19 protein-coding genes are annotated in these 16511 nt (G+C 55.0%); 3 read left to right on the forward strand and 16 right to left on the reverse strand.

The features are described 5' to 3' along the window. Nucleotide 1 precedes the first annotated feature (1 nt). The 9 genes from rsxG to blr all read right to left on the reverse strand — a co-directional run bounded on the left by rsxG (nt 2) and on the right by blr (nt 7579). The gene (gene rsxG, locus PGQ95_RS10420; protein ID WP_430917980.1) at nt 2-622 is read right to left on the reverse strand and encodes an electron transport complex subunit RsxG; all 621 of its coding nucleotides are present in this window, start codon (nt 620-622) and stop codon (nt 2-4) included. 9 nt (nt 623-631) lie between these two features. Further along, the gene (gene rsxD, locus PGQ95_RS10425; RefSeq protein ID WP_213794736.1) at nt 632-1684 is read right to left on the reverse strand and encodes an electron transport complex subunit RsxD; all 1053 of its coding nucleotides are present in this window, start codon (nt 1682-1684) and stop codon (nt 632-634) included. Further along, nucleotides 1685-3781, reverse strand: a complete 2097-nt coding sequence (gene rsxC, locus PGQ95_RS10430; protein ID WP_430917983.1) for an electron transport complex subunit RsxC — start codon at nt 3779-3781, stop codon at nt 1685-1687. Then, entirely contained in the window at nt 3774-4352 is a 579-nt protein-coding gene (rsxB, locus tag PGQ95_RS10435) for an electron transport complex subunit RsxB (protein WP_045392444.1), read from the reverse strand. Before rsxB ends, rsxC begins: the two co-directional genes overlap by 8 nt. Further along, nucleotides 4352-4933: an electron transport complex subunit RsxA gene (gene rsxA, locus PGQ95_RS10440; protein ID WP_015366851.1), complete on the reverse strand. Its 582-nt coding sequence runs from the start codon at nt 4931-4933 to the stop codon at nt 4352-4354. Before rsxA ends, rsxB begins: the two co-directional genes overlap by 1 nt. 78 nt (nt 4934-5011) lie before the next feature. Beyond that, nucleotides 5012-5452, reverse strand: a complete 441-nt coding sequence (locus PGQ95_RS10445) for a DUF2569 domain-containing protein (RefSeq protein ID WP_015366850.1) — start codon at nt 5450-5452, stop codon at nt 5012-5014. 78 nt (nt 5453-5530) lie between these two features. Then, a complete protein-coding gene (gene ydgT / locus PGQ95_RS10450) occupies nt 5531-5746 on the reverse strand; it encodes a transcription modulator YdgT (RefSeq protein WP_015366849.1) in 216 nt (71 codons plus the stop codon). Nucleotides 5747-5960: 214 nt separating this feature from the next. Continuing rightward, nucleotides 5961-7331, reverse strand: coding sequence for a GH1 family beta-glucosidase (locus PGQ95_RS10455; protein ID WP_213317643.1), 1371 nt, complete (start codon nt 7329-7331; stop codon nt 5961-5963). Between the two features lie 110 nt (nt 7332-7441). Further along, nucleotides 7442-7579, reverse strand: a complete 138-nt coding sequence (blr, locus tag PGQ95_RS10460) for a division septum protein Blr (protein WP_015366847.1) — start codon at nt 7577-7579, stop codon at nt 7442-7444. Nucleotides 7580-7749: 170 nt separating this feature from the next. On the opposite strand from blr, the gene PGQ95_RS10465 reads away from it, so the two are divergent. Beyond that, complete coding sequence (locus tag PGQ95_RS10465) at nt 7750-8790, forward strand: oxidoreductase (protein ID WP_308958954.1); 1041 nt, start codon at nt 7750-7752, stop codon at nt 8788-8790. Nucleotides 8791-8823: 33 nt separating this feature from the next. Here the strand turns inward: PGQ95_RS10465 and add are convergent, their stop codons facing one another. Then, the gene (gene add, locus PGQ95_RS10470) at nt 8824-9828 is read right to left on the reverse strand and encodes an adenosine deaminase (RefSeq protein ID WP_087858491.1); all 1005 of its coding nucleotides are present in this window, start codon (nt 9826-9828) and stop codon (nt 8824-8826) included. Between the two features lie 237 nt (nt 9829-10065). Further along, complete coding sequence (locus PGQ95_RS10475; RefSeq protein WP_087858492.1) at nt 10066-10461, reverse strand: DUF1398 domain-containing protein; 396 nt, start codon at nt 10459-10461, stop codon at nt 10066-10068. A 345-nt stretch (nt 10462-10806) separates the two neighbouring features. Between PGQ95_RS10475 and metQ the strand changes: the two genes are divergently transcribed. Beyond that, nucleotides 10807-11622, forward strand: coding sequence for a methionine ABC transporter substrate-binding lipoprotein MetQ (metQ, locus tag PGQ95_RS10480; protein ID WP_430917985.1), 816 nt, complete (start codon nt 10807-10809; stop codon nt 11620-11622). Here the strand turns inward: metQ and PGQ95_RS10485 are convergent, their stop codons facing one another. Further along, complete coding sequence (locus PGQ95_RS10485) at nt 11623-12051, reverse strand: MerR family transcriptional regulator (RefSeq protein WP_087858494.1); 429 nt, start codon at nt 12049-12051, stop codon at nt 11623-11625. Between the two features lie 80 nt (nt 12052-12131). Here PGQ95_RS10485 and PGQ95_RS10490 point away from each other — a divergent pair, with 80 nt between their 5' ends. Next, entirely contained in the window at nt 12132-13358 is a 1227-nt protein-coding gene (locus PGQ95_RS10490; RefSeq protein WP_430917987.1) for an NADH:flavin oxidoreductase/NADH oxidase family protein, read from the forward strand. Between the two features lie 33 nt (nt 13359-13391). On the opposite strand, the gene yedF is transcribed toward PGQ95_RS10490, so the two are convergent. From yedF to PGQ95_RS10510, 4 genes are all read right to left on the reverse strand, one after another. Then, complete coding sequence (gene yedF, locus PGQ95_RS10495; protein ID WP_015366840.1) at nt 13392-13625, reverse strand: sulfurtransferase-like selenium metabolism protein YedF; 234 nt, start codon at nt 13623-13625, stop codon at nt 13392-13394. Continuing rightward, on the reverse strand, nt 13622-14833 hold the full coding sequence (gene yedE / locus PGQ95_RS10500) for a selenium metabolism membrane protein YedE/FdhT (RefSeq protein WP_430917989.1): 1212 nt from the start codon (nt 14831-14833) through the stop codon (nt 13622-13624). The genes yedF and yedE overlap by 4 nt, the downstream gene beginning before the upstream one ends. Nucleotides 14834-14997: 164 nt before the next feature. Next, the gene (ydfZ, locus tag PGQ95_RS10505; protein WP_015705242.1) at nt 14998-15201 is read right to left on the reverse strand and encodes a putative selenium delivery protein YdfZ; all 204 of its coding nucleotides are present in this window, start codon (nt 15199-15201) and stop codon (nt 14998-15000) included. Between the two features lie 92 nt (nt 15202-15293). Further along, nucleotides 15294-16478, reverse strand: coding sequence for a MalY/PatB family protein (locus tag PGQ95_RS10510; protein ID WP_430917991.1), 1185 nt, complete (start codon nt 16476-16478; stop codon nt 15294-15296). Between the last annotated feature and the right edge of the window lie 33 nt (nt 16479-16511).

Here is a 16511-nt window from a genome sequence, read left to right on the forward strand (position 1 = left end):
TTTAGTCTCCGCAGGCGGTGAATTCAGGGATCTGCGCGGGCAGCGTTTGCGCATACAGTCCCGCGCGTTTAACGGCGTTTACCACCGCGCGGGGGGTAATGGTCGCACCGGTGAATTGGTCGAAATCACCACCGTCTTTTTTCACCGCCCAGTGGTTATCATTTTGACCATGGATAACCTTGCCGCTGAAGTGGGTGATCCAGTCAGAAATACGCAGTTCGATCTTATCGCCGAGTCCGGGGGTCTCATGATGCTCGGTGACACGTGATCCAAGAACGGTGCCTTTAAAGTCAGCTGCGACCAGCAGTTGAATCGCCCCGGAATAACCATCCGGCGCCGTGGCTTCCATCACCGCGCCGACCGGCGTATCGTTCTGTTTTGCAATCCACACTTTATGCTGACCTTTGCCTAACTGCGACGCGGTCACCAGATAACAGCTTTTCAGCAGATCGTTATTATAACTCTCCGCTGGCAGGACCTGATCGAATAGGGCCTTTTGCTGCAGCGCGGCCTGCTGCTCGATGGTGTTTTTGGTTAACTCATTAATGGCGGCCGTTAGTCCGGTCGAGCCAGCGGCAAAGAGCGCCAGCGTGATGCCATGTTTACGCATGCTGTTTAACATCGCGACTCCTCAACGGTGGCCATACACGCGCGGGCGCGTGTAGTAGTCAATCAATGGGACGGTAATATTCGCCAGCAGCACGGCAAAGGCGACCCCGTCCGGATAACCGCCGAAGCTGCGGATTAGCCATACCAGTAAACCGGCCAGCGCGCCGAAAATCAGGCGTCCGCGGTTGGTGGTGGATGCCGTCACCGGATCGGTAAGGATAAAGAATGCCCCGAGCATGGTGGCGCCGGAAAGCAGATGCATTTGCGGCGATGCCAGGCTTTCCGGTGAGAAAATCCAGCCGAGAGTGGCGCAGACGGCAAGGCTTAGCAGGAAGCTAACCGGGATATGCCAGCGAATGGTTTTTTGCCAAAGCAGGAACAGCCCGCCAGCCAGCCAGGCGAGGTTAACCCACTGCCAGCCGAGACCAGCCAGTTGGCCGCCATAAATTGGATACTGCAGGATCTCTTTTGCGCTGTGTCCGGCATGCAGCGACGTTTTAAATGTATCCAGCGGAGTAGCCTGGCTGATACCGTCGATTCCCATGCGCAGGCTGTTCATATCGCCACCGCTGGCGGTGTGGCCGCCGAAAATGACCTGCAGCGCATCCATAAAACCAGGAACCTGAGCGGCAATCTCGTGAGGTGGTAACCAGGAGGTCATCTGCACCGGGAAAGAGATCAGCAGGACGACGTAGCCGATCATTGCCGGGTTGAAGGGGTTATGCCCTAATCCGCCGTACAGTTGCTTGGCAATCACCACCGCGAATGCGGTGCCCAACACCACCATCCACCACGGCGCCAGCGGCGGAATACTGACTGCCAGCAACAAACCGGTCAGCAGGGCGGAGTTATCCGCAAGGGTTGCCGCAATATTTTGTTTGCGCAACTTGAGAATAGCCGCTTCGGTTCCCCATGCGGTGAAGGCCGCAAGGATAATCTGCAACAGGGTACCCCAGCCGAAAAACCAGCTCTGGACGACAATACCAGGGATCGCCGCCAGCAGCACCAGTAGCATAATTCGCGAGGTCTGGCGCTGGTTGTGGGTATAAGGGGAGCTTGCGATTCTGAAAACCATTTATTCCTCGTTAACTGCCTGCTGTGTTGCTTTACGTGCCTGAACGCGAGCGATAGCTGCCGCGACGGCCGCTTTACGCGGGTCGTCATTGGCCGCGTCCGGCGCGGTTTGTTGTTCTACTTGCTGTGCGGCCTTACGCGCTTTTGCACGGGCGATAGCGGCTTCAACGGCGGCTTTACGCGGATCGACCGCGGGCGCAGCCTCAACCGTTGTTTCACTTTCGGCAGACGGTGCGGCGTTTTCAACCTGCTGCGCAGCCTTACGCGCTTTGGCTCGGGCGATAGCTGCTTCAACGGCGGCTTTACGCGGGTCGACCGCGGGCGCTGCCTCAACCGGAGCTTCACTTTCGGCAGACGGTGCGGCGCTTTCAACCTGCTGCGCGGCTTTTCGTGCTTTGGCGCGAGCGATGGCGGCTTCAACGGCGGCTTTACGCGGATCGGGAGCATCGGCTGTCGAGTCGACAGCAGTTTGCTGTGCGGCTTTGCGCGCCCGAGACTCGGCTTTACGCGCTTCGCGGGCGGCAATCGCTTCGCTGTTGTCCGGTTTACTGCCGGATTGAATGACAATCGGCTGCGCCGCATCACGCTGCTTATCACGCACCCGGGCCAACGCGGCGTTAATAGCATCCTGATCTTTCGCCGCCGGTTGGACGGCAGCTTTTTTGTGCCGCTCCTGACGCGCGGCTTTTTCGCGCTCAAGACGCGCCTGTCGCGCTTCAAAACGAGCTTTGGCCTCGGCGGCGCGCTGTTCTTCCAGGCGAATGGCGGCAATTTCCGCTTTTTCCTGGCGGAAATATTGCACTAGTGGAATATTGCTAGGACAGACCCAGGCGCAGGCGCCGCATTCGATGCAGTCAGCTAAGTTGTGGGTGGTGGCTTTATCGTGCTGCTGGCCTTTACTGAACCAATATAGCTGCTGGGGGAGGAGATCTGCCGGGCAGGCATCGGCGCAGGCGCTGCAGCGGATACAACCTTGCTCTTCCTGCGTTTCGCCCATCTCAGTCACCGACGGCGCCAGCAGGCAGTTAGTGATTTTCACGACCGGAACGTCGAGCCAGGGCAGAGTGAAGCCCATTAGCGGCCCGCCCATGATGACCATCGGCTCCGCGCTGGCGCAGAAACCGGCATCGCTCAGAAGATGGCGCACCGGCGTACCAAGGCGCGCCCAAACGTTGCCCGGACGGCTAATCGCTTCGCCGGTGAGGGTGACGACGCGCTCGGTCAACGGCTCGCCGTCGATCACCGCGCGTTTAACTGCATAAGCGGTGCCAACGTTCTGCATCAGGACGCCAATATCGGAAGAGCGTCCGCCGTGCGGCACCTGCTTTCCGGTGAGAATTTGCGTGAGCTGCTTCGCACCGCCGGAGGGATATTTGGTTGGAATTACCCGCAGCGCTATGCCGTGGGCGTCGGTTAATACCGCGCGCAGCATGGAGATGGCCTGCGGCTTGTTATCTTCGATACCAATCAGCACCTGTTTGGGCTGCAAAATATGCGCAAGGATGCGGATCCCCTCCACAACCTGCGCCGCGCAATCCTGCATCAGGCGATCGTCAGCGGTGATATAGGGTTCGCATTCGGCGGCATTGATAATCAGGGTGTCGATTTTATCACCGCCGCCGCGCAGTTTAGTTCCCGTAGGGAAGCCGGCGCCGCCGAGTCCGGCGACGCCAAACTGGTGGATACGTTCGATCAGTTCTTCACGCGACTTGTTGTGGTAGTCGCTCCAGCCCTCGCGCTCAATCCAGCAATCTTCGCCATCGGCGTCGATAATAACGCTCAGTTCCGCCAGCGCGGAAGGATGGGCGGTCGAGTGAGGCTCGATAGCCGTCACCGTTCCGGAAGTCGGGGCATGAACCGGCAGCATTCTGCCAAAACCGCGGGTCAACGGTTGACCGCGCAGAACTTTGTCGCCCGGTTGTACGCACAGTTCGCCTTCAGCACCGATATGCTGCTTCAGCGGAATGACGAAACGCTGCGGCAGCGGAACCTGACGCAGCGGCGTGCCGTTGGACTGAGTTTTCATTTCAGGCGGATGAATACCGCCGTTGAAGTCCCAGATTTTGTCTTTTCGGAAAGCGGAAAATAACTTAAACATGTTGTTCCACAGGAATATTGCGTACTGGGATGGTTTGCAGGTCCCATTTCCAGGTTTCGGTGGTCTGAGCGACTGGACGCAGGTCAATACACTGAGTCGGGCAGGGGGCCACGCAGAGATTACAGCCGGTACACAGGTCGCTCATCACCGTATGCATGGCGCGGGTCGCGCCAACGATGGCATCGACCGGGCAGGCCTGAATACATTTGGTGCAGCCAATGCAGTTGGCTTCATCAATCACCGCCAACATGCGAACCGGCTCTTGCTGCTGCTCGTCGCCGTCAATAGGCTGCGGATCGACATTCAATAATGCGGCGATTTTTAACATAACCGCTTCGCCGCCGGGGGCGCAGCGGTTAATTTTTTCACCTTGAGTCCCAACGGCTTCCGCGTAGGGACGACAGCCAGGAAAACCGCATTGGCCGCATTGACTTTGCGGCAGCAGTTCATCAATTTTTTCTACCACCGGATCGTCTTCCACCGCAAAACGGCGCGACGCGTACCCTAGTATTAAGCCGAAAATCAGCCCGAGCAGGCTGATGGCGATCACGGCTATCCAGACAGCGCTCATTACAACTTCACCAAACCACTAAAGCCCATAAATGCCAGCGACATTAATCCTGCGGTCACCAGCGCAATCGCGTTACCGCGAAACGGCGCGGGAACATCGGCAACTACTAGTCGTTCGCGAATGGCGGCGAATAACACCATCACCAGCGAGAAACCGACGGCGGCGGCGAAACCGTACAGCGCGGACTGCAGGAAATTATGCCCGAGGTTAATATTCAGCAATGCCACGCCAAGCACCGCGCAGTTGGTGGTGATTAACGGCAGGAAGATCCCCAGCAGGCGATACAGCGCCGGGCTGGTTTTACGGACCACCATCTCGGTAAATTGCACCACCACCGCGATGACCAGGATAAAGGCCAGGGTGCGCAGATAAACAAGGTTTAGCGGGATAAGGATCCAGGTGTCGATCAACCAGGCGCAAATCGAGGCCAGCGTCATCACGAAGGTGGTGGCCAGTCCCATCCCCATAGCGGTTTCCAGCTTTTTGGAAACCCCCATAAACGGGCACAATCCAAGGAACTTCACCAGCACGAAGTTATTAACAAGGACAGTACCGACAAAGAGCAGTAAATAATCAGCCATTATTGGACCTGAAACGAAAAAAAGCCGCCTATTATCGAATAAATCGATACCGGCGACAACAGGTGAACTGTGTGGTTATTACGGATTGACGAAGGTCCGCTTAACCCGCGCAGAACGTCGAAAATAGGGCGCAAACAGTGCTGCGGCAAGCAACGGAAACAGCAGTTGGCGCATGGCCAGAAGATCCGAAATCGGCGAAAAAGCGAACGCCTTAATCGCCAGCAGCAGCGAAATAAGCAGCCAGATAATGTAGTGTTTGGGTACCACCGCGCGGCGTTTGAAAAAAGCTATTGTCAGCCACAGGGTATAATACCACATCGCGACGGCGAACAGCAGCGAGGCCAGCCATAGCGCCAGGTGGCCGAAGCTCATCGCTTTCAGCAATGCCCAGGTCTGCGGCGCCATCAGCGCATTCGCGTACAGTATTAATGATAGGGAGGTGCTGAGCAGCGCGAGCAGTAACCACGCCAGCGGCGCCAGTAGCCATCCGCCGATACGTTCTGCAGATTGAGAGGACATCGTAACCCCCGGATTCAACGCCAGTTAGTTAATTTCAGGGCGGGAAGTATAAGCAACTGGCGTGAATGATAACAGTCTTTATTGCACGTAACGCCATACCGACTTCGGCACCTGGCCGACATCGAACAGTTTTCCGCCAGAGACTAACTCGGCGCGGCGGTGATCGGCGGCGCGATACATGTTGACGATTTCATTGGTGTCAGAGAGAGAATAGTTAAGATGATCAAAAAGTTTTTCTAGGCTTTCCAGCGAACTAATTTTGCGGAATTTTAATAAATAATCCTGAACGGTCATTTGTGTATCCATTTAATAATCGGAATTAAGTCGAATATTACCAATTTTCTGTAAACCGTGTTTCAACTAACAGCGCCTTCTTGATGGGCCGGCGGAATTATTTCGGTTGCCAATACTAAAAACAAGAACTGATTAGGATCCTGGCATCGTAAAAAGAAATTTAAGAATATTCTACAACCAGATCAGGCGCCGGACGGCGCCTGAGGGGGGAAGATTAACGCTGTTCGCCTCGGCTGGCAATAACGTTTTGGTACCAGAAATAACTCTTTTTTCGTTTGCGGGCGCGGTTCTGCTGGTGATCGACGTAGACAAAGCCATACTGCTTCTGATAGCCGTTGAGCCAGCTTAGCAGGTCAATAAAGGACCACGGGTAAAAACCGCGGACATCCGCACCTAATGCTATTGCTTTTTCCAGCGCATTAATGTGGCTACTCAGATAGTCAATTCGCGGATCGTCGACAATTTCACCGTCAATTATCGGATCTTTTGCCCCCAAACCATTTTCGGTGATATAGATTGGGATATCGCCATAGCGCTCTTTTATCATCATGATGCCGTCGGTTAATCCCTGCGGCCAAATTTCCCAGCCCCATTCAGTATAAGTACTTTGCGGATTGCGGACGAAATAAAATAATCCATCCACGCCGGACTCGCCGACGCCTGGACCTTCTTGCGGCGTGGCGGAGACCGTCTCCCGACGATAATAATTCAGGCCGATAAAATCACAGCGGTTTTCCTTGAGCAGCGCATCGTCGCCCGGCGCAAAAAGGGGTACATTCCACAGCGCCTGAGCCTGACGGAGCAAATCGGCTGGATAGACGCCTTTCAGTACCGGATCGTATAGCCAGTGGGTATGGATAGCATCGGCCAACGCGGTGGCCCTGATATCCTCGGCGCTTTGCGTCAACGGCGTATGGGGCTGCAGGACGTTAACGAAACCGATCTGGCCGTTAATGTTCATTTCACGGAAGGTCTTAACGGCCAGCGCGTGGGCGACAAAGACATGGTGACAAGCCTGGATGGCGCGAGCCGGGTCGCGTACCGCCGGTGGATGGCAGCCATTAATATAACCGTGGCCGATAAATACGATGGTTTCGTTAAAGGTTGCCCACAGCTTGACCCTGGAACCGAAGCGCTGATAGCACAGACGAGCGTATTCGGCGAAGGCTTCCGCTGTGCTGCGAGCCTCCCAACCCCCTTCGTCCTGCAATGCCTGCGGTAAATCCCAGTGATAAAGGGTGATCATTGGTTCGATATTGTGCGCCAGCAGTTCGTCGATCAAATCGCTGTAAAACTGTACGCCGGGTTCATTGACTTCGCCACGGCCATGAGGCAATAACCGTGGCCAGGAGATAGAAAAACGGTAGCTTTGTAGCCCCATTTCAGCCATCAGGGCGACATCTTCACGAAAACGATGATAGTGATCGACGGCGATATCGCCATTGGTGCCCTGAAAGGTGGTTCCCGGCTGGTGCGAGTAAATATCCCAAATAGATGGGCCTTTGCCATCGGCATCGTGCCCGCCTTCAACCTGGTAGGCGGCCGTTGCTGCCCCCCAGAGAAAATCTTGCGGAAATGCGGCCATCAAAAAAACTCCTTATCAAGTGATAAGGAGAGTGTATTGAATGGCGCGACAAATCTGCAACCGGTTTCTGAAACCGGTTGCAGATTTGCGGCGAGTATCACTTTTTGCCTTTATTTCGCCTGTACGGTGCTAGCCGGGGGCGGGGACTGATAATCATCGATTTGATGCGCAACCACCAACAGCACAGCCGAAACGCCAAACACAACCCAACCAATAAGTTCTACAATGCGGGTAAAAACAGTCGTCATAATTCTAAAGCGGAAAGTTAAAATGGATTGAAATGTTACTAAACCGCGGAAACAACGCAAGTATTACCGCCCATGCATTGCGCAACTGACGCAAAGATGAACAGCGTGCACGGATAAGCGGAAGATAAAGGTTTATAGTAGAAGTCATGGTTGCCTGCGAGGATGACGCCATGAGTGATGCTATAAGGGTAGGACTGATAGGCTATGGTTATGCAAGCAAGACATTTCACGCGCCATTGATTTCCGGTACGCCGGGTATGGCGCTATCGGCCGTGGTCAGTAGCGACGCGCAAAAAGTACTGACAGACTGGCCGGCGACCCAGGTGGTGGCTTCAGCGAGTTCGCTATACGCTGATCCTGATATCGATTTGATTGTTATTCCGACTCCCAACGATACCCATTTCCCTTTGGCGCGAGCGGCGCTGGAGGCGGGTAAACACGTCATTGTTGACAAACCTTTTACCGTGACACTGTCACAAGCACGCGAGTTGGATGCTATCGCCAGAAGCCGCGGGCGGCTGTTATCGGTGTTCCATAATCGCCGTTGGGATAGCGATTTTCTCACGCTGAAGGCCTTGATTGCCGCAGGGGATTTGGGGGAGGTCAGTTATTTTGAATCACATTTCGATCGTTTTCGCCCGCAGGTTCGTGACCGCTGGCGTGAGCAGGGCGGCCCTGGCAGCGGTATCTGGTATGACTTAGGCCCGCATCTGCTCGATCAGGCGGTCAATCTGTTTGGCCTGCCGGTGAGTATTGCCGTCGATCTGGCGCAGCAGCGCCCCGGCGCGCAGGCGACGGATTATTTTCACGCGGTGTTAGTTTATCCGCAACGGCGAGTGATTTTGCACAGCACGCTGCTGGCGGCGGCAGAAACGGCGCGATATATCGTCCATGGTTCACGAGGAAGCTATGTGAAATATGGTCTCGATCCGCAGGAAGAACGTTTGAAAAACGGCGAACGGTTGCCGCAGGAGGATTGGGGCTACGATATGCGTGACGGTATATTGACCCGTGTTGAAGGTGAAGAGCGCGTCGAGGAAACCTGGCTGACGCTCCCCGGGAACTATCCCGCTTATTATGCGGCGATTCGCGATGCGCTCAACGGCAGCGGAGAAAACCCGGTACCCGCAAGCCAGGCGATTCAGATTATGGAACTGATTGAACTGGGGATTGAATCGGCACGGCACCGGACGGCGCTGTGCCTGATTTAACAGCATGCTCCGCCTGCACGGCGGAGCTTTGGCTTAATTAGCCTTTAGAACGCGTTGGATCAGCGCCTCTTTTTCCTGACGGCTGAGGAACGCCAGTTCCAGACCGTTAATTTGCGCCTGACGGATCTGCTCGCGGTTGAGGCCCGCCGCCGGTGCGGCGACATTGTACTCGTGAATAATATCCACACCCTGTACCGCCGGATCGTCGGTGTTAATGCAGGCCAGCACGCCGTGATCGAGGAAGGTCTTCAGCGGGTGCTGCGCCAGTGAGGCGACGGTACTGGTCTGGATGTTCGACGTCAGGCAGGATTCAATGCCAATACGTTCAGCGGCGAGGTAGTCCATTAGCTTCGGATCCTGCACGGCTTTCACCCCATGACCGATGCGTTCGGCGCCCAGTTCACGAATGGCCTGCCAGATACTTTCCGGCCCGGCTGCTTCACCTGCGTGGACGGTAATACGCCAACCCGCGTCACGCGCGCGACGGAAATGATCCATAAACAGCGCGCCAGGGAACCCCAGCTCATCGCCAGCCAGATCCAGCGCGGTGATCCCATCGCGATGGGCCAGCAGGGCGTCGAGTTCCTCTTCACAGGCCGCTTCGCCGAAGGTGCGGCTCATGATGCCAATCAGACGCGCCTCGACGCCGAAATCACGGCAGCCTTCGCGTACTCCGGCAATCACCGCTTCGACGACGCCGGCGACCGGCAGCTGATGGGTCATCGCCATATAACGCGGAGAAAAACGCAGCTCAACGTAGTGCAGGCCGTTGCGCGCGGCGTCTTCAACGTTTTCCCAGGCAACACGGCGGCAGGCTTCCAGAGAAGCCAGCACCTTCACGCCCCAATCGAGTTTCGCCAGGAAGCTAACCAGGTCTGGTTCATTGCTGGTGACCTGCACATGCGGACGCAGCGTTTCAAGGGTATCTGCCGGGAGAGTAATATTGAACTGGCGGCCAAGATCGAGAATGGTTTGGGCACGGATGTTGCCGTCAAGATGGCGGTGAATGTCTGTTAAAGGCAAAGTTGAATCAATCATGGTCGCACTCATTTTTTAGTTGAAGTGCACGATATTATACATCAGCAGCGTAACCGTTTAAAAGTACGGAAAAAATCCCATGGATACATGGAGATGGGGGGGGCAAAGTCTGTTTTTGCGCAAATAAAAAGCCATTTCCCTTTTCTGTTGCGCAACTTGAGGTGTTGAGCGGCCCCAAGCGTAAACTAACTTCCGGGCCGTCTGAATATCTGGATGAGCGTTTAATAATTTCTGCGATTAAAAGGGGAGAATCATATTTTCCATATGCAATAATGTGTTGTCTTTTGACCAGTAATGGCGCGTTTTTTCATTAAGATCAACCACCCATTTAAATACCCCGGCATTTGCCAGTTCGGCGCAATAGTTATCAAAAGGAGTGACACCACTAAAGTGGCGTCGCGCAGCTTCTCGGGTGAGCGTTCTGCAGGCCTGCGAGTTAACACGCAGCAACTTTCTGTTGCTTTTCAGGGAAACGAAAGTATCTGATGACATAACAAAATTCACATTCCCGGTAGCAACAAAATAGATGTAATAAGAGACATTATTTTCAATGAGTACTTCAGTAAATGAAATAAAATCCGCATCAGTACGTACTCGCTCAAAAATGGTTCTGAGCAAATCCAGAAGCTCCATGGTTTTCCTTGTGGGTCGTGTGTGCGTGCGATACGGCTTTATATACAGCTAGTGTATATAAAACGTTCACTTATCTATTTATTATAATGCTAATTATATAAACTTAATTTTAATGTGTGTAATGGTATTGGAACAGTGTTTCAAGTGTTACAAAGTATTGCTTCAGCGCAAGAAATCAGCAGTTCCACTGGCGGGGGAGTAAAAGCAGCGTGGCGACTTATCAATAGCGTTTCGCTATTAGTCATAGAGAATCAGTATTTAATCTTAGTAAGACGCTTATATATAGTGTCCCGGACTGAAATTCCTGCCATCGTCAGCAGGCTATATTAAAAGGACACCGGGAAAATGGCTTTTTCACTTAAAGGTTTTACTCATTCATTGGCTCTCGTTGGCGCGTTGCTACTGGCGGGGTGTGGGCCAAAAGATCGGGATCCTAATCATATTAAGGTGGGGATTAGCGCGGGTATCGATCAGCAAGTCTGGGCGGTGGTGCAAAAAGTCGCCAAACAAAAATATAATCTCGATGTCGAGGTGGTGACTTTCAATGATTTCGTTCTGCCAAACGAGGCGCTGAACAATGGCGATCTCGATATCAATGCTTTCCAGCATAAACCCTATCTGGATAAACAGATTCAGGAGCGCGGCTATAAGCTGGTGGATGTTGGTACCACATTTGTCTATCCGATAGCCGCTTATTCAAAGAAAATCACCGCTATTTCGCAGCTTCCGGACGGCGCCCAGGTGGCGGTGCCTAACGACCCAACCAACCTTGGACGCTCACTGCTATTGCTGGAGAATCAGGGGCTTATCACTCTGAAAGAGGGAGTAGGCCTGCTGCCAACCGCGCTGGATATCGTCAATAACCCAAAGAAGCTGAAAATCGTCGAGATTGAAGCGCCGCAGCTGACCCGTGCGCTGGATGATAAACAGGTGACAATGGCTATCATTAATACCACCTTTTCCAGCCAGATTGGGCTGTCGCCGACGCGTAATGGTCTGTTCATTGAGGATAAAAATTCACCGTACGTCAATATCTTTGCCAGCCGCGACGATAATAAAGATAGCGCAAAGGTGAAGAACCTGGTGAAAGCCTACCAGACCGACGAAGTCGCCAACGCCGCCGCCGAATTGTATAAAGGCGATGCGGTGAAAGGCTGGTAGCTATTCTTCCTTCGCCGTCCGGTCCTGCACATCCAGCACCTGAGATAACACGCGCCGCGCATTAGCGGCGCAGTCAATGTCATCCGGCTTCTGTTGTATCTCATCAATAACGCTTACCAGCTGCGCTTTACCGTACGCGAGTTTCTGTTCCAGTTTTTCAATATCCGCCACTTTTTGTTGCAGGGTGGTGAGTAGCGTTTGTCGGTCCCAGTGGTTGAGATCGGACGGTAACAGGGCGGCGATTTCTTCAAGAGTAAATCCCGCCGCCTGAGCGGTAGTAATCAGTCCCAGCACGACCAGCGTTTCTTCCGGATAGCTGCGATAGCCATTGGCTTTACGCTGCACGGTTTTGAGGATCCCCGCCCGCTCGTAATAACGGATCCGCGAAGGCGCCAGGCCGCTGCGTTTTGCCAGTGTACCGATATTCATTTTTATTCCTCATAAGCTGCTTGACCTTAAACTTAACTTTAAGGTTATGGTTTGTCCAGTTCACTGACTGGAGCCCTGACATGACCCTTTTTACCCCTCTACGACTGGCCTCTGGCGTCGTCATTAACAACCGCATCGCTAAAGCGGCGATGGAAGAAAATATGGCCGATGCCGATCATGCGCCGTCAACGGAATTATTCATGCTTTATCAGGCCTGGGCGCAGGGCGGCGCCGGGGTGATTATTACCGGTAATGTGATGGTGGACGCCCGGGCGATGACCGGCCCGGCAGGCGTGGTGCTGGAAGATGAACGACATCTCGACAAGTTCCGCGCCTGGTCGCAGGCGGCACGGGCGAATGGCGCGCAGGTGTGGATGCAGATCAATCATCCTGGGCGACAGATGCCTGCGGGCCTGGGACAGGAGACGCTGGCCCCTTCGGCGTTGGCGCTGGATCTTGGGTCGCAATCTTCGCGCTTTCGCCTGCCGCGGGCGATGGATGAGAAGGATATCGCCGATGTGACGCGACGGTTCATCACCACCTCCCGGTTAGCGGAACGCGCTGGATTTCACGGCGTCGAAATCCATGCCGCCCACGGTTATTTGCTGAGCCAGTTCCTCTCGCCGCTCAGTAACCAGCGCACCGACCAATATGGCGGGAGCATTGAAAATCGCGCCCGTCTACTGCTGGATATCGTGCGCGGCGTCCGCGAGACGGTGGCGGCGGATTTTACCGTGGTGGTTAAACTCAACTCAGCGGATTTCCAGCGCGGCGGCTTTTCGAATAACGATGCCAGGACGGTGGTGCAAATGCTGGCGGAAAGCGGCGTCGATCTGGTCGAACTTTCCGGCGGCAGCTACGAAGCGCCGGCGATGATGGGCGCCATGCGTGATGAGCGAACGCTGGCGCGGGAAGCTTACTTCCTGCAGTTTGCCGAGCAGATCGCCGAAGTGGCGACCATTCCACTAATGGTCACCGGCGGCGTGCGGCGGCGTGAAGTGGCGGAAAGGGTGGTGAATAGCGGAGTTGCGCTGGTGGGGATCGCCACGGCGATGGCGATTGTGCCCAATTTGGCGCAGTACTGGCGTGAGGGGGAGTACGATGCGCCACTGCTGCGTCAGGGTAACTGGAAGAACAAGGCCATTGCCGCCAGCGCGCATATGGCGGCGGTGAAATATCAGCTGCAGCGGTTAAGCCGCCACCGCGCGGTGCGGCCGCAGGTCTCACCGCTGTGGGCGTTGCTGACGGCGCAACTGACGGCGAAACGGCAGGCTAAACGTTATCGGCGCTGGATGGCGGGCAAGTAATGACAGCCGGTAGCGCGCTACCGGCCCTTCTCGTCACTTTTGAATCAGATAGCGGATCGTCGGCCCATCCTGCTGAATATCCAGCACGGTATAGCCGTGATTTTTAGCATCGTGCGGGATGTTGTTGATTGACTGCGGACAGTCGCTCACCACTTCAAGTATTTCCCCTTTTTTTAGTGCCGGCATTGCTTCAAGCGTGGCCACGGCCGGGTAGGGGCAAGGTTCACCAACCATATCGAGGCGGTAATCAGGAACGATCTCTTTCATGCGGTTTCCTTAATACGGGTCGCCGAAGTGTTTTTCTGGCGAAAGAAGTGTTTTTCCCAGGCGATGACCAACATCAGCGCGATAAATAGCAGCAGGTAGGTGATAAGCAGGCCGCCGAACGGACCAAAAGTCGTCAGCAGGTTAATCTTATCCCAGTTGGTGGCAAGCGTCGGCGATAAATCATCCCAGAAGTAAGCCAGCAGGGTGGAGCCGATAACGTTGCCTAACCCGACCCACCAATAATGTACCTGGCCTTCAACGGCGCGATACATCCAACCGGTTTCGCAACCACCGGCCAGTACGATGCCGAAACCGAACAGCAGGCCGCCAATTACCGCGTTCGGCCCGGCCCACATGATTTTGGGCTCCATGCCGAGCTGCACATAGCTAAAGATACCGATGGCGCTGGCCGCCATCCCGAAGATGATTGCTTTGGCCATATAGGTGCGCCCGGTCACCCACATATCGCGAAAGGCGGAGGTGAAACAGATTTGCGCTCGCTCGATGAGCAGGCCAAAGGCAACGCCGAACAGCAGGGCCAGGCCCAGTTTAGGCTGATTGGCGGCGGTCAGTAGCCCCCAGCCGATCATAGCGACAAATACCAGCATTCCCAGACGAAAGCGGCGGCGGGCCTGCACGGGTTTTTGAGTTAACGGCGAGGCCGCGGAGACTTTCTCAATTTTGACCGGAATACGGAAAACAGGCAGCAGCGTAAAGCGCGCGCCGAACCAGGTCCCGATGGCGGTGGCGATGGCGAAGAACCATGCGTGCAGGGAAAACTGCGGGATCCCGGTGAAGAAAGCCGCCAGGTTACAACCCATTGCCAGCCGGGCGCCGAAGCCCGCGATAATGCCGCCGGCCAGCGCCTGGAAAATGCGAATGCGGCTACGCGGCATCCGCAGCTTGACGTTATTCGCCCACAGCGCGGCGGCCAGGCAGCCGCCAAACATGCCAAGGATCATCATACCGTCGATACGCGTTAACGGCGTACCTTCGAGATGGATTAATTGGTAGTAACCCCAGTTTTCGGCCGGGACGCCCATCATCTGCAGCAGCTGGCCGCCCCAGCGGGTAAATTCGCCGGTGACTGCCCAGAATGTACCGGTAATGCCAAAATAGTAAGTAGAAAGAATACCGGCGGCGATCACCGCAGGCGCTGGCGCCCAAAACTTAATTAGCCAGGCTTGTTTGAATTGATGCCATGTCATAGAAATGCCTCTGAACTCAGAAGGTAATTCGCCCCGAAAGGGCTTGAAGAGCCGCGATAATACGCCGCTTAGCTTTCAGAATCACTCGACGAGATCAAAAGCGGGAAGAATGCCTCATGAAAAAGGCCGCCAGTCAGGGCGGCCTTAAATCAACAACGCTGGAATTAATTAAAGCCCAGGCGAATAAGATTCAATGGGCAATACAATTCATGACTACCGTCTAATTCTACGCAGTCACTGCGGCGCAGCTGTTCGCTGTTTTTATTAGCGCCATGAATGGCCTTAATCACTCCCGTCGCGCCGCTGTCGGCCACCATGACCCGGCTGCCAGCGTCAATAGCATTACGGTTACGATCGTAGGTTTTCATCATTTCCTCCTCTGCATTGTCATTCGGACGTGATTGTTTCGCGTTGTTTTAATACTCCTGTGTGGTTAAAAAGTTTTTGAGGTATATCAAAATTATTTTAATTCAGGGCGCAATGATCGCAGAGCGGCAATCAATCCTTGAACCCCTTTCTCAAGCTTCACCCGCGGGCATCCGGCATTTAGCCTGATGAAACCGTTACCCTCTTCGCCATAGGTATAACCCGGCATGATCGCGACTTTTTGCTCTTCAATCAGCGCTTTTTGCAGCGCGCGATCGTCGATACCGAGTGGACGCAGATCGATCCACGCCAGATAGGTGGCCTGTGGCGGCTGCCAGTTTAGCTGCGGGAAGGCCTGATTCAGCTGCTCGGCGATATAGCGCATGTTTTCCTGCAGATAATCGCGTAACGCATCCAGCCATGGCGCGCCCTGACGATAGGCGGCGATATGCGCGACCAGCGCCGGAACCGACGGAGAAGATAGACCATCGCGGCCTTTCAGCGCTTGCAGATAGCCATCGCGCGAAGCGGTATCGGCGATGAGCCCATAGGCGCCGGTAAATGCCGGGATATTGAAGCTTTTTGAGCCCGACGTGAACAGCGCCCAGGGGCCCTGCGCAACGGCGCACCAGGGGGTATGACGGTGTTCGCCCCAGGTCATATCCATATGAATTTCATCGCTAATAACCCGGACGTTATGCTTCGCGCACAGCTGCGCCATGGTGGTCAGTTCGTCGCGGCTCCAGACTTTGCCCGTCGGATTGTGCGGGCTGCACAGCAGCAAAATGCGGTTGTCGGGATGGGCGAGCGCGGCTTCCAGTTCGTTCATATCGCAGCGCCACTCACCCTCATCAAGCTTGAGTACGACTGGGGCAATGCGTCGCTGGTTGCCGTCGATAGTTTTGTAAAACGCGTCGTAAGCCGGAGTATGGACCACGATGCCGTCGCCCGGATTGGACCATTGCCGAATCATTTCGGCCACCATGTAGATAACCGACGGGCCGTAAACGATGGCCTCGTGGTCAATGGGGCTATGAAAACGGCTGGCGAACCAGTGGCTGATGGCGCCGAGAAACTCGTCATTTTTCCAGCGGCTATAGCCAAAAACGCCGTGCGCCAGTCGCTGGCTGACGGCGTCGATAATGCAAGGGGCGGTAGCGAAATCCATATCGGAGATAGTGAACGGCAGCAGGTCGGCGGCGCCGAAACGGTCGGCAACATAGTCCCATTGGGTGCACCAGGTCCCGTGGCGGTCCACTGGCGTGGCAAAATCAAACATCTGAACGTCCTTCGCGAGAGCCCCCTCCGGGTG

The sequence above is a fragment of the Klebsiella sp. 141240 genome, assembly GCF_050600805.1.
Lineage (GTDB): Bacteria > Pseudomonadota > Gammaproteobacteria > Enterobacterales > Enterobacteriaceae > Klebsiella > Klebsiella aerogenes.

What these genes read in the sequence shown, in the direction of transcription:
- yedF (WP_015366840.1), bottom strand. Translation starts at nt 13,625, where the DNA reads ATGAAAGAGATCGTTCCTGATTACCGCCTCGATATGGTTGGTGAACCT.
- rsxC (WP_430917983.1), bottom strand. Translation starts at nt 3,781, where the DNA reads ATGTTTAAGTTATTTTCCGCTTTCCGAAAAGACAAAATCTGGGACTTC.
- rsxG (WP_430917980.1), bottom strand. Translation starts at nt 622, where the DNA reads ATGTTAAACAGCATGCGTAAACATGGCATCACGCTGGCGCTCTTTGCC.
- PGQ95_RS10445 (WP_015366850.1), bottom strand. Translation starts at nt 5,452, where the DNA reads ATGTCCTCTCAATCTGCAGAACGTATCGGCGGATGGCTACTGGCGCCG.
- PGQ95_RS10490 (WP_430917987.1), top strand. Translation starts at nt 12,132, where the DNA reads ATGACCCTTTTTACCCCTCTACGACTGGCCTCTGGCGTCGTCATTAAC.
- rsxA (WP_015366851.1), bottom strand. Translation starts at nt 4,933, where the DNA reads ATGGCTGATTATTTACTGCTCTTTGTCGGTACTGTCCTTGTTAATAAC.
- rsxB (WP_045392444.1), bottom strand. Translation starts at nt 4,352, where the DNA reads ATGAGCGCTGTCTGGATAGCCGTGATCGCCATCAGCCTGCTCGGGCTG.
- ydfZ (WP_015705242.1), bottom strand. Translation starts at nt 15,201, where the DNA reads ATGAAAACCTACGATCGTAACCGTAATGCTATTGACGCTGGCAGCCGG.
- PGQ95_RS10455 (WP_213317643.1), bottom strand. Translation starts at nt 7,331, where the DNA reads ATGGCCGCATTTCCGCAAGATTTTCTCTGGGGGGCAGCAACGGCCGCC.
- yedE (WP_430917989.1), bottom strand. Translation starts at nt 14,833, where the DNA reads ATGACATGGCATCAATTCAAACAAGCCTGGCTAATTAAGTTTTGGGCG.
- PGQ95_RS10510 (WP_430917991.1), bottom strand. Translation starts at nt 16,478, where the DNA reads ATGTTTGATTTTGCCACGCCAGTGGACCGCCACGGGACCTGGTGCACC.
- PGQ95_RS10465 (WP_308958954.1), top strand. Translation starts at nt 7,750, where the DNA reads ATGAGTGATGCTATAAGGGTAGGACTGATAGGCTATGGTTATGCAAGC.
- add (WP_087858491.1), bottom strand. Translation starts at nt 9,828, where the DNA reads ATGATTGATTCAACTTTGCCTTTAACAGACATTCACCGCCATCTTGAC.
- rsxD (WP_213794736.1), bottom strand. Translation starts at nt 1,684, where the DNA reads ATGGTTTTCAGAATCGCAAGCTCCCCTTATACCCACAACCAGCGCCAG.
- PGQ95_RS10475 (WP_087858492.1), bottom strand. Translation starts at nt 10,461, where the DNA reads ATGGAGCTTCTGGATTTGCTCAGAACCATTTTTGAGCGAGTACGTACT.
- metQ (WP_430917985.1), top strand. Translation starts at nt 10,807, where the DNA reads ATGGCTTTTTCACTTAAAGGTTTTACTCATTCATTGGCTCTCGTTGGC.
- blr (WP_015366847.1), bottom strand. Translation starts at nt 7,579, where the DNA reads ATGACGACTGTTTTTACCCGCATTGTAGAACTTATTGGTTGGGTTGTG.
- ydgT (WP_015366849.1), bottom strand. Translation starts at nt 5,746, where the DNA reads ATGACCGTTCAGGATTATTTATTAAAATTCCGCAAAATTAGTTCGCTG.
- PGQ95_RS10485 (WP_087858494.1), bottom strand. Translation starts at nt 12,051, where the DNA reads ATGAATATCGGTACACTGGCAAAACGCAGCGGCCTGGCGCCTTCGCGG.